Raw genomic sequence first — 13,346 nt, 5'->3', positions numbered from 1 at the left:
AATCGGATGAGAGAAAACGAAGCGAGCATCAGGGGAAAAGTCATGAGGGACCTGATCGCCCATGTGACAAATGATCACCTGATTGGGAAGAAGATAAAAAACGGAGAATTAAGAAAAAAGATCGGAGATTCTGAACCGCCATGGAAATGCCCGGACTGTTTTTCATTAGAAGTGATCGGAATGGACAACTTTTCCATGGAATATTTGCAGTCAAAAGAAAATCCAAATACAGAAAAGGTCATTTTACAGCTTCATGGAGGGGGATATGTTGGAGCAATGCGGAATGCATACCGCATGTTCGCAGGACTATACTGTGAAGTCAGTCATGGAATGAGCGTGCTGACCCCTGATTACCGTGTGGCACCGGAGCATCCGTATCCGGCAGCTTTAGAGGATGCCTATGCAGCATATTGTTATCTGTTGGAGCAGGGGTGGTTTTCTGAGCAGATCATCATCGCGGGCGATTCTGCAGGGGGTGGTCTTGCAATGGCGTTATGTCATTATTTAAAAGATAAGGGAAAACAGCTTCCATGCGGGATCGTAGCGATGTCACCCTGGACAGATCTTGCTGCGCGTGGAGAGTCTTATGAGACAAACTATGAGAAGGATCCTCTGTTTGGAAAAACAAGGGACAGCCTTATCTATAATAAGGATTATATCGGAGACAACGATCCGTTAAATGCTTATATTTCACCTTTGTATGGAGATTTCAGGGGATTTCCGCCGATGCTGATACAGGTCGGCTCTTATGAAATGCTGCTCTCGGATTCTGTGGATGTGGCTGCAAAAGCCAGAGAACAGGGAGTAAAAGTAAGAATCAGTATTTATGAAGGAATGTTCCACATCTTTCAGATGGCAGCAAAAATGCTGCCGGAATCTAAAAGAGCGTGGGTTGAGATCGGTAAATTTATTGATGTTTTGCTAAATGACTGACATCCATATAGACAGGGATACCGCTTTCGTATTTTACCGGAACTTCACCGAGTATGAGAGGTGAAAGGTAATCGATCAGTGGCTGTGTGACATCATTGCCTGCATCGTTGATCCATTCTCTCGGAATTGATTTTGCCTCATTTGCAATGTGGCGGATCTCGGCATGCTCATAGGCGATTTCGTACGGAGCATCGGAGATACGGCGCATTGTTACCATGGAAGCGGTAACCCCTTCTTCGGAAAGTGCAACAGCTTTTCTGCCGAGAGCAAATGCCTCATCAAGATCAGTCTTTGAAGCGAGATGTGCTGCGCAGCGCTGTAATACGTTGACTTCTACGGAACGGACTTTGACACCAAGTTTTTCCTTGACTAAAAATTCAAGCGTTTTTCCGGCGCCGCTTAACTGGCTGTGCCCGAACGTGTCAACAGAACTCTCAGAAGCACTGATATAGTTGCCGGAAGCATCACGGATACCTTCGGATACGGCAACGATCACGTTGTTACGCTCAAAAAGCATACGCTTTACATCCAGTAAAAAATCTTCTTTATCAAATGGAACCTCCGGGAGATAAATCAGATGAGGTGCTGTATTATAACCGTTTCTTGCGAGTGCAGATGCAGCAGTCAGCCATCCGGCATCACGTCCCATGATCTCGACGATTGTCACACTCTTGACTGCATAGATAAATGTGTCATGTGCGATCTCTAAAAGAGAAGATGCGATATATTTTGCAGCAGAACCAAATCCAGGTGTATGGTCTGTTTCGCAGAGATCATTGTCGATGGTTTTTGGAATACCGATGATACGCACCGGGCTGCCGATCCGCTTACCGTATTCAGAGAGCTTTAAAACGGTGTCCATGGAATCATTGCCGCCAATATAAAAGAATGCATCAATATGGTAAGTTTCAAACTGTTTGAAAATGAATACATAGGAAGAATCATCATCTAAATAATTCGGCAGTTTGTAACGGCAGGAGCCAAGATACATTGCCGGAGTGACTTTTAAGCGGTCGAGATATTCCGGATTCTGCTGCATTAATTCAGAAAGATTCATCAAATCATTGTTTAAAATACCTGTGATTCCGTTTAAGGAACCATAAACCGTGTCATACATATCAGAACGCATCACACCGTCGATCACACCGGCAAGGCTGGCATTGATCGCAACGGTAGGACCGCCTGACTGTGCTACCATACAGTTTTTTGGACTCATAAGAAAAACTCCTTTGTGTTTGATCTTCTTTTTGCAATGTCTATCATACAAAAAAAGACACGGTTGCGCAATCATTAATTTAAATAGAAAGAGTGATGTTATACTATGAAAATATGTACATTGTGTCCTAGAATGTGTGCTGTAAACAGAGAAGCGAAAGAACGCGGGATCTGTGGACAGACAGATGAGATCAAGGTGGCACGTGCCGCACTGCATTTTTGGGAAGAACCATGTATATCGGGTGAAAAAGGTTCCGGGGCGGTCTTTTTTTCGGGCTGCGCGCTGCACTGTGTATTCTGCCAGAATGAAAATATTGCAAATGGTACGGCGGGGAAAGTCATAAGTACCGCACGTCTGTGTGAAATTTTTCTGGAACTTCAGGAGAAAGGCGCAAATAATATTAATCTTGTAACACCGGGACAGTTTGCACCACAGATCATAAAAGCAGTGGAGCTTGCCAGAGACCAGAATTTAACAATTCCGATAGTTTATAACACAAGCAGTTATGAAAATGTGGATACGATCCGTTCTCTGGAGGGAATTGTGGATATCTATCTTCCGGATTTTAAGTATCAGGATGCCGCTTTAAGTGCAAAATATTCCCATGCACCGGATTATCCTTCTGTGGCAAAGGAGGCGATAAAGGAGATGGTGCGTCAGACGGGAGAAGCTGTTTTTGAAAATGGGGAAGATTCTCTGATGAAGCGGGGGACGATCGTGCGTCATCTGATTCTGCCGGGATGTACGAAAGACTCCAAAGCAGTTTTATCATATCTGCATGAAACTTATGGCAATGAAATATATATCAGTATCATGCATCAGTTCACGCCGCTTTCCAATGTAAAAAAATATCCGGAATTAAACCGAAGGATTACGGAACGTGAATATAATGAAGTTGTCGATTTTGCGATTGATATAGGAATAGAAAATGGTTTTATCCAGGATGGAGAGACAGCTGAGGAAAGTTTTATTCCTGAATTTGACAATGAAGGAGTTTGAGGTTGACGCTTTTTCGAATATCTCATATAATTCCATAGTGATGATGGTAATAAAGGGAGTGTGAAGCAAATGAAGAGAAAAATAGCAATTATCGCTGCACTTTTCTGCATTGGCTGCATTGTGGCAGAGCCTGCGACAGATATAAAAGCTGCCGGGATTCAGGTGGCTGCTGCACAGACAACACTTTCCGCGGATAATTCGCTGGAAGTTTTATCACTTTCTGCGGGAACATTATCCCCGGATTTTACAGGAAAGACAGTACAATATACAGCTACCGTACCAAATGATGTTACAAGCGTTACGGTGACGGCGACACCGGTCAATGAATTTGCGACGGTGCAGTCGATCACAGGAAATGACAATCTTCAGGTTGGTACCAATACGATAAAAGTTGTCGTAAAGGCACAGAACGGGGCACTTGCCCAGTATACGATCACGCTGACAAGAGAAGAAGGACAGGCAGCAGACGGGCAGACGACAGACCAGCCAGCAGATGGAACGGACGGGCAGACCACAGATCAGCCGTCAGATGGACAGACGACAGACCAGTCAGCGGATGGACAGACCGCAGATCAGCCGTCAGATGGACAGACGACAGACCAGCCGGCAGATGGAACGGACGGACAGAATGCGGAGACTGAGACAGCAGAAGAAGATGATACTTATAATATGGAATATCTTCAGCAGGAATACAATGACCTCTCAGAACAGTATGCGAAGGAAAAATCCTTTTCCAGAAATATGATGGGAATCATGGCATTTGTGATCGCAGTACTCGTCGTGATTATTGTTAATCTCTTATTAAGAGGAAGCAAAAGAGATGACTGGGATGATGAAGAAGATCAGGATGACTGGGACTGGAAATCTGCAAAGAAAGTAGAGAATCAGGAGCAGCAAGAGGATGCTGATTTCGAAGAAAACAGCAGTATGGAAGAAGAAAATGATATTGAACCGGAAAGAAGATGCTTCTTCCATAGAAAAACAAAAACGGCAGATGAAACAGAAGACAGGGACGATGACGAGACAGAAAACGAAATCGGCGTGTCAAAGATCCACAAAGTACATGCAGGATTATTCGGAAGGGGTATGTCGGATGATCTTGAAGATGAGGACTGGGATGATGATGAGGAGTTCTCACCGGTAGAGAAGAAACGTCCGGAGAAAAAAGAGCAGCCGGAGGAGAAACACCGCCCGGAGAAAAAAGAGCAGCCGGAGGAGAAACGCCGTTCGGAGAAAAAAGAGCAGCCGGAGGAGAAACACCGCCCGGAGAGAAAAGAGCAGCCGGAAAGAAAACATACTCCGGAGAAAAAACATATTCCGAGAGAAGAAGAGGAAGATGATGATTTAGAGATCATCGATTTAAATGATTTATAAATAGAAACAGAATGGAGAGACTATGCAGATACGATATACAACAAAGGCAAAAAAAGCAATTGATCTGGCTTCAAAAATGTCGAAATCACTGCATCACCACTATATTGGAACGGAACATATCCTGATCGGACTTTTAAAGGAAGGAACAGGTGTTGCTGCACAGGTGTTAACTGAAAATGGTGTCGAGCTTGACAAAGTCATGCAGCTGATCGAAGAACTCATTGCGCCGGACGCACAGGTGTTGACGGCAGAGGCAAAAGAATATTCACCAAGAGTATTGCAGGTGTTAGAAGGTGCAGCCAGAGAGGCAGCGCGTTTTCATTCAGAGGAGATCGGAACGGAGCATATTCTGATCGCAATGATGAAAGAGACGGAGTGTGTGGCATCGAGACTTTTAAATACGTTAGCAGTCAATATCCAGAAAATGTATGTGGATATCCTGATTGCCATGGGAGAAGATGCAAGCCTGTATAAAGAAGATTTCATGAATGGAAAACCGGTGAAGAAAACTGCATCGGATACACCGGTACTAAATCAGTACTCCAGAGATCTGACTGCATTAGCAGCCGAGGGGGCATTAGATCCGCTGGTTGGCAGACAGGACGAAATCGACCGTGTAATACAGATCCTAAGCAGAAGAACAAAAAATAACCCTTGCCTGATCGGTGAACCGGGAGTAGGAAAGACAGCGATCGTTGAGGGAATTGCAGAGCGTATCACAACCGGAATGGTTCCGGACACCGTTGCTGGAAAGAGAGTTGTATCCCTTGATATGTCCGGGATCGTTGCAGGTTCAAAGTATCGTGGAGAGTTTGAGGAACGCATTAAAAAAGTACTTCAGGAAGTAAGGGCAGCAGGTAATATCCTGCTCTTTATCGATGAACTGCATACGATCATCGGGGCAGGTGGAGCGGAAGGTGCGATAGATGCATCTAATATTTTAAAACCGGCACTTGCACGTGGAGAACTGCAGCTGATCGGTGCAACAACGATTGATGAATACCGCAAATACATTGAAAAAGATGCTGCATTAGAGCGCAGATTCCAGCCGGTTACAGTGGAAGAACCAACAGAAGAAGAGGCAGTGCAGATCTTAGAGGGACTGCGGGATCAGTATGAAAAGCATCATCAGGTAAAAATCACGGATGAGGCAGTATCAGCAGCAGTTCGCCTGTCGGCACGTTATATTAACGACCGTTTCCTGCCGGATAAAGCAATCGATCTTATGGATGAGGCGGCAGCAAAAGTACGTCTGCGTGCAGGTGGAAGACCGGAAGAAGTTGTGGAACTGCGACACCGCATTAACATGTTAGAAGAGGAAATGCTGGAATTTTTACATGACGGTGATGTGGAAGGTGCAAAGCAGAAGAAACATGAAAAAGAAGAGTGTGAAGAACAGCTTACCAAAATACAGACAAAGGCAAAGAAAGATGGCCGCAGTAAAAAGTTAAAAGTGACAGAAGACGATATTGCAGATGTGGTATCCGGATGGACAAAAATCCCGGTGAGAAAAATTGCCGAAGGGGAGGCTGCGCGCTTAAGAAAATTAGAGGCTACTTTACACAAACGTGTCATCGGTCAGGAGGATGCAGTAAGTGCGGTGGCAAAAGCAGTGCGCAGAGGCCGTGTAGGATTAAAGGATCCGAAGCGCCCGATTGGTTCATTCCTGTTTTTAGGACCGACCGGTGTCGGAAAAACAGAGATATCAAAGGCACTTGCGGAAGCGGTGTTTGGCAGTGAAGAGTCCATGATCCGCGTTGACATGTCAGAATATATGGAAAAACACAGTGTATCAAAGATGATCGGATCACCGCCAGGATATGTAGGACATGAGGAGGGCGGACAGCTCAGTGAAAAAGTGCGCCGGAATCCATATTCTGTGATCCTGTTCGATGAGATCGAGAAGGCACATCCGGATGTATTTAATATTCTGCTTCAGGTACTTGATGATGGACATATTACAGATTCACAGGGACGCAAGGTAGATTTTAAAAATACGATCATCATTATGACTTCAAATGCCGGAGCACAGGCGATCGTTGAGCCGAAAAAACTTGGATTTGCAGCTTCAGATGATGAAAAACAGAATTACGACCGGATGAAAAACAGTGTTATGGAAGAGGTGCGCCGTATTTTTAAACCGGAGTTTTTGAATCGTATTGACGAGACAATTGTATTCCGTTCATTGAATAAAGATGATATGGAGCAGATTGTTACCCTGATGTTAAAAGAACTTACAGAACGCTGTGAAAAACAGATGGGAATCCACCTTACCGTACGTGGCAGCGTTAAGAAGTATATCGTAAATAAGGCATACAACCCGAAATATGGTGCAAGACCGCTGCGTCGTCAGATTCAGAATGATATTGAGGATGAGCTGGCGGAAGAAATTTTATCTGGAAAAGTGAAAAAAGACATGGATGTGACCGTGACAATTCACAAAGAAAAGATCGTGTTCGAAACAAAATAAATTTTTACTGAAATATCCGGGAAAGCACTGGAAATCGTAACATGGATATTATATAATAAGGGCACAAAATTTTACGATAAAGAGAAAACTATTTTATCACAGGAGGAAAAAATGGCAACGATCAGCGAATTAATTCGTTCAGAAGCAGATGGAACGATCAGTTTTGGGGATTACACATTAGGTGCAAAGGCGAAACTTGATAATTTTGAGCATCAGGGAGATGTCTACAAAGTGAAGACATTTTCCGAGATCACAAAGTTAGAGCGCAATGGCATGTTCGTGTATGAATCTGTTCCGGGAACGGCTGTCATGAATCTGAATGCAACAGATACAGGCCTGACATTTCAGGTAGAGGGACCGGGAGATGCACAGATTACAGTGGAACTTGAGGATGAGGCAGAGTACGACATCACGATCGATGGTGCTGATGCAGGAAAGATGAAGACCAATCTTGGCGGCAAATTAAGTTTAAGTGTAGAGCTTGGTGACCATCCGGTAGATGTGAAAGTTACAAAGTGTTAGAAACGGAAAATGAAATCAAAAGAGGCTTATGTGTCAAAGCGGCATGTAAGCTTCTTTTTTTATGTAATAGGAAATTTCGTTGAAATTCCCTGTTACATAAAATGACCACAGAGTCTGTATCGTATTGTTGTGTGTACGCTCAGGTACGAAAGTACGATTGACTGCCAAAAACTGTTAAAGTAACATAAAAAATGCGCGTGATTACGCGTAATAAATTAGAAGGAGAAAAAGGTTATGAAAAGAAAAAAGCTCACGGGCTGGAAACGTATGGCGGCATTTGCGATGGCGCTAACGCTGACGATAGGAGATGGTGCATCAGTGTGGGCTGCTGTAGTGCCACAGACAGTCACAGAAACCGCAGCACAGACAGAAGATGCGATGGAAGCTGTCGGGGCTACGGAACAGACAGAAAGTGAAGCAGACAGTGAGTCTGTGGAAAATGACAACGGGCAGACGAAAGAGAGCGAGGCAGCAGAAGTATCAGAAGTTACAGAGATAACAGAAAAAGTTGACGAGACGGAAACTGAGGGAACAACTGAGACCGTGAATAACACAGAAACAACAGAAGATACGGAGAATAATGACGAGACGGAATCTGTGGAAATTGAGACTGAGACAGAAACGGAACAGGAAACTGAAAAAGAAACCGAAGAAGAAGAACGGGCTGCAATCGATAAGCCGTCAAAGGTCATCAATGTAAGCGGAGAAAGAAATTGTTATACCCTGACCACACAGTCCGGGAAGCTGTTGAGATATGTTTATGCAAATCAGTTTCAGAATGGCGTGATCGTGGCAGGTACGCCGGATGAGAGAGTTGATTATAAAATAGTCAAAAGAAGCAGTTTATGGGATAAGACAGTAGGATTATATAAGTATGGCAATGACTATTATGGACAGTGTGGCAGCACGGATATTGATGGATTCGTAAGACTGTATTATAAGGCGGAGACCATAATAAAAGGAAATACAGAGCAGTATAAAGATGCATATGGTATGTATAAGGTCAATGGAAAGACGTATCTGTATATGCAGACATGCGATAGAACCGGTTATCATTACATAACGGAAGGTGATGAGATTACGGAGATCGGTATGTGTGATTCGGACGAAGAATGTCAGAATGTAATAGACCGCTATGCGGTAAAAGATGGCGATAAAGTGATTTATTATAATTATAATGGTCACTTTTATAAAAAATTACAATCTATTAGAAAATATGATTCAAAGTCAAAAACATATAAATATATTGTATATGCAGGCAGAGGATATGAAATTTCATTTGAAAAATCAAATGTAAAGATAAGCTGGAATGAGATTACAAATGATAAGGCGACACTCAAAAATAAAGCCGGAGATCTGATGAAAGTCGGATATGAGGTGATCTGCGATGGCAATACGAATGTTTACGGCATGTCAGGTCTGTTTCTGGATGCTTCGGAAGGAAAACTGCATGCAATGACACCGTCAGATCACGAAATAATTCCATATGTTGTCCTTTCCCAGGGACAGCAGGTAAATGTAAAAGTGCGTGCCGTATATTACCATGAAGTTACGGACATAAAGAAAGCAGAATATAAGAACTGGGATGATAACAGCAGATACATTGTAGAATCAAAACAGACGAAATATGTAGCAGACATGTATGGTCAGTGGTCAGATGTTTATACTTATAAGAATGAAGTTGTAAAACAGTTGTCGGCAGTAACCGGTGTAAAGGCATCAGTAAATGGCAAAAAAATAACGGTTTCCTGGAATCCACAGAATGGTGCAAGTAATTACCAGTTGTTTTATATACAAAGCAGCAAACCATTAAATATCACAAATGCAGACAGTTTTTTACAGTTTTACAAACATGGTGGTTCGCTGTATGATGCATATGTCAATACAAAGGGAGAAAATGATTCTTTTGAAACAGACTATACCTATGCAGTGAAACCGTATTGTGATTTTACAGTAAAATCAGCATTACCGTATAACTATTTCTGCGTCAGATTAGGAGCCACGGAAGATGGGTATTATTCTGACGGAAGTTATTCAGAAGCAGCAAACGTAACATGTAATGTAAATGGAAACATACCAGTCGTAAAAAATCTGAAGATAGAAAAGACGGAAAATGGACAAAGATGGCAGCTCTCATGGACGCCGGTAGATGCAGATGTGATCATTTATGCTTTTGAAGACGGTAAGATACCGGCATACTATAATTATGAGCTTTTGAGTGCGTATGGATATTATACGGATGGTAACGGGGCACAGAAAAAACTTTATTTAGAAGATATTTTGACAGAACTTCAGAGGAAAGAGATAAAAAGTTATGTACATGCTTATAAAGCAACAGGAAGTTATGGCGCATACAGTTTCAGTTCATTAAAGCCGGGAGTAAAATATACATTTGTTGCACACACGTATGATACAGACAGTTCACTTTACAAGGTACAGAAGAAACCGGTATATACAATAAACCAGAAAATAAAGATAACAGATAATCAGAAAAATGAAATATATAAAGATATGTCTGTTGGAATGACTTATTATATGGCAATGAGTGCGGCTTCAAATATGGTAAGCTGCACCGAAAAAGTAAGTGTGCCATATGTATACACAAAAGCCGGAAAAAACAGCATAAAATTATCTTTTGATAAAGGAAATAATACAGGATACGAGATTTATCGTTTGTCTGGTAAGAAATATAAAAAAATAGCAACGATTACAGACCGTATCTATACGGATCAGAACTTAAAGCAAAATACAAAATATACTTATAAAATCCGTTCTTATTATTATGATCCGGACAGAAAAATAAAAAGTTACAGTGAATATAAGAACATTACAGCAAGTACCAGCCGTGTAAATAACATTGAATTAAAGGTTGTAAAAAGTTCAAAAAATTCAGCAAAACTTATCTGGACAAAAGTCTCTTTTGCAACGAAATATGAGATTTACAGAACTTCTGAGCTTGACAAGGATGTGACGGAAGTTAAAAACTCCTTAAATTCAGGAAACTCTGCCAACAATGTATATAACTCAAAATATGAACTGGTAAAAACGATCACAAATGCAAAAACAACAAGTTATACGGATAAAAAACTAAAATCCGGTGAGAAATATACTTATATTGTAAATGCATATTATAAGGATGGAAAAGCATTAAAATATATTTCCAGATCAGCGAGTGTTGAAATGCAGTTAGAAGCACCAAAAAATGTAGTTCTTACGAATAAAGGAAAGAATGTAAATGCAAAATGGGATGCAGACAAGTTTGCAGCAGGTTATCAGGTCAGATATGTAATATATGATAAATATGGACGGAAAAAAACAGCTACACCGAAAGTGGTTACGGCAAAGAAAAATAAATATACCATCAAAGGGTTAGCAGGTGGGGAATATGTAAACGTATCGGTAAGAGCCTATACCTCAAAAAAAATATACAGCGAATGGACAGCAGAAAAAGAATCTACTTCACTTGCGGCAGCAAAGTCCATTAAAGCTGTTTATGATACGAAAAAGAAAGCAGTAAAAATTACCTGGAAAAAGGTAAAAGGTGCAAAATATTATAAAGTATACCGTTCCATATCAATGCCGGTATATAACTCAGATGAAAAACTATATGCAGTGTCAGGAAATCTGATCGCAAAAGATTCCAATGATGATACAGGATACGAAAATGAGGCTTGTTATACGGATTATTATGGAGAGACCGGTTCTGTCACAAAGACAACGGCATATGATAGGGCGCAGTTGAAAAGTGGAGTGACCTATTACTATACCGTCTGTGCATATGGAGAAAAGGGAACAAGAATAGCTTCTTATATGTCTTATGGAAGCGGTACCCAGTATGCTTCCGGTAAACCTGCATCCATTCTGTATGGTGTGAAAATTGCTGCAAAACTGAAAAACAACAAAAAGGGAACCGTTACAGTTTCTTACAATAAGGTGAAAGGCGCAAAAACATATCAGATCTACCGTGCAGAAAAAATGAACGGTAAATATACGCTGATCGGAACCACAAAGAAAACAACTTTTGCAGATAAGAAAGCAAAGAAGAAAAAGACATACTATTACAAAGTAGTTGTAAATGGTAAAAATGCATTGCTTGCAGACTTTAAAACTCAGAGTTCTGCAGTAAAGATCAAAGTAAAAAAATAACCTTATCATCAACATTGCTTTTTACTGCAAAAGTAAGTATACTGATAAGCAATAAAAAGAGATGGAGAAGAAATATGCCAAAGGGAAAAACAACCGTATTTTTTTGCCAGGAGTGTGGCTACGAATCATCGAAATGGATGGGGCAGTGCCCGGCATGCAGGGAATGGAATACATTTGTTGAAGAGACGATCGACAAAAAAAGTGCAGCAAAAGGCGGCAGGGTAGCAGCAAAAACAACGGAAGCGAAGACAGTTCCGCTCTCGCAGATCGAGATGACACAGGATAAGCGTATGTCGACAGACATGAAAGAACTTGACCGTGTGCTTGGAGGTGGGATCGTGCAGGGCTCTTTAGTACTGGTAGGCGGTGATCCGGGAATCGGTAAATCAACGCTGCTTTTACAGGTATGCCGGAATTTATCAGAGAAAGGTGTGCGTGTATTATATATATCAGGAGAGGAATCTCTGCAGCAGATCAAGATAAGGGCAGAACGTATCGGAACCTTTGGTGATTCGCTGACACTTTTATGTGAAACGAACTTAGACACGATCAAGGCTGTGATCGACAGGGAAAAACCGCAGATCGTGATCATAGATTCCATACAGACTATGTATAATGAGGAAGTTTCCTCTGCGCCGGGCAGCGTATCACAGGTGCGTGAGTCTACGGGAGTATTTATGCAGATCGCAAAGGGAATGGGGATTTCCATTTTTATCGTTGGTCACGTGACAAAAGAAGGAGTGGTTGCAGGACCAAGAGTGTTAGAACATATGGTGGATACCGTACTTTATTTTGAAGGGGACAGACATGCGGCATACCGTATTCTGCGCGGCGTCAAAAACAGATTTGGTTCAACAAATGAAATCGGAGTGTTTGAAATGAGGCAGAACGGACTGATGGAAGTGGAAAATCCTTCAGAATATATGCTGAGTGGAAAACCGGAAGGTGCATCCGGTTCTGTGGTTGCATGTTCCATGGAAGGAACCAGACCGATTCTGGTGGAGGTACAGGCGTTAGTCTGCCACAGTAATTTTGGCATTCCGCGGAGAACTGCAGCAGGTACAGATTTTAACAGGGTAAATCTCCTGATGGCTGTGCTTGAAAAAAGGCTGGGATTAAAACTGGGAGACTGTGATGCTTATGTTAATATTGCAGGCGGCGTAAAAATGAATGAGCCGGCAATCGATTTAGGAATTGTACTTGCTATCATCTCAAGCTACCGTGAAAGACCGATCGATGAAAAGACAATCTGTTTCGGAGAAGTGGGTCTGAGTGGGGAAGTGCGTGCAGTCAGCATGGCAGAGCAGCGTGTGACAGAAGCGAAAAAACTAGGATTTAATGAATGTATCCTGCCACAGGTCAGCCTGGATTCCATGAAAGATAGTGGAACTGTACCGAAAGGAATCCGCCTGACCGGTGTCAGATCAGTAAAAGATGCGATGGATGCGATACTGAAGTAAAAAGCAGTGAAGTGATTACAGCCTGATTTAAGTGTATGAATGCATTTAAATCAGGCTGCAAATTTTTTAGATGAAAAAATATAAAAAAAGAGTTGACAGAAAAAGAGACAGATGATATTATAGTCAAGCTGACCGCAAGATGTGACATAATCTTACAGCGGACAACCTCATTTTGGAAAAACTTCCAAAATAAAATAAAAAAGTTGTTGACAAACAGAACAACACA

Annotated in this window: 8 protein-coding genes; 7 read left to right on the top strand and 1 reads right to left on the bottom strand. The window is 41.9% G+C overall.

Annotation, left to right across the window (positions count from 1 at the left end):
- Nucleotides 1-6: 6 nt before the first annotated feature.
- The gene (locus tag DW650_RS11490) at nt 7-933 is read left to right on the top strand and encodes an alpha/beta hydrolase (protein ID WP_118209986.1); all 927 of its coding nucleotides are present in this window, start codon (nt 7-9) and stop codon (nt 931-933) included.
- Here the strand turns inward: DW650_RS11490 and DW650_RS11485 are convergent.
- Nucleotides 908-2,149 carry a 6-phosphofructokinase gene (locus DW650_RS11485; protein ID WP_118209985.1) on the bottom strand — a complete coding sequence of 414 codons (1,242 nt, stop codon included), beginning with the start codon at nt 2,147-2,149 and terminating at the stop codon, nt 908-910. The two genes, DW650_RS11490 and DW650_RS11485, sit on opposite strands and share 26 nt — an antisense overlap.
- Before the next feature lie 132 nt (nt 2,150-2,281).
- Between DW650_RS11485 and DW650_RS11480 the strand changes: the two genes are divergently transcribed.
- From DW650_RS11480 to radA, 6 genes are all read left to right on the top strand, one after another.
- Complete coding sequence (locus DW650_RS11480; protein ID WP_117921099.1) at nt 2,282-3,148, top strand: 4Fe-4S cluster-binding domain-containing protein; 867 nt, start codon at nt 2,282-2,284, stop codon at nt 3,146-3,148.
- Nucleotides 3,149-3,217: 69 nt separating this feature from the next.
- Nucleotides 3,218-4,522 carry a cadherin-like beta sandwich domain-containing protein gene (locus tag DW650_RS11475; RefSeq protein ID WP_118209984.1) on the top strand — a complete coding sequence of 435 codons (1,305 nt, stop codon included), beginning with the start codon at nt 3,218-3,220 and terminating at the stop codon, nt 4,520-4,522.
- 22 nt (nt 4,523-4,544) lie between these two features.
- The gene (locus DW650_RS11470; protein WP_118209983.1) at nt 4,545-6,992 is read left to right on the top strand and encodes an ATP-dependent Clp protease ATP-binding subunit; all 2,448 of its coding nucleotides are present in this window, start codon (nt 4,545-4,547) and stop codon (nt 6,990-6,992) included.
- A gap of 111 nt (nt 6,993-7,103) precedes the next feature.
- Complete coding sequence (locus DW650_RS11465; protein WP_118209982.1) at nt 7,104-7,514, top strand: endosialidase; 411 nt, start codon at nt 7,104-7,106, stop codon at nt 7,512-7,514.
- 234 nt (nt 7,515-7,748) lie between these two features.
- The gene (locus DW650_RS11460; RefSeq protein WP_118209981.1) at nt 7,749-11,660 is read left to right on the top strand and encodes a fibronectin type III domain-containing protein; all 3,912 of its coding nucleotides are present in this window, start codon (nt 7,749-7,751) and stop codon (nt 11,658-11,660) included.
- Nucleotides 11,661-11,734: 74 nt separating this feature from the next.
- Nucleotides 11,735-13,120: a DNA repair protein RadA gene (gene radA / locus DW650_RS11455; protein WP_118209980.1), complete on the top strand. Its 1,386-nt coding sequence runs from the start codon at nt 11,735-11,737 to the stop codon at nt 13,118-13,120.
- Nucleotides 13,121-13,346 lie beyond the last annotated feature (226 nt).

Origin of the sequence: Roseburia sp. AM23-20, from assembly GCF_003470905.1 — a bacterium.
GTDB lineage: Bacteria > Bacillota > Clostridia > Lachnospirales > Lachnospiraceae > Roseburia > Roseburia rectibacter.
This window is presented reverse-complemented; position numbering and strand designations above follow the sequence as displayed.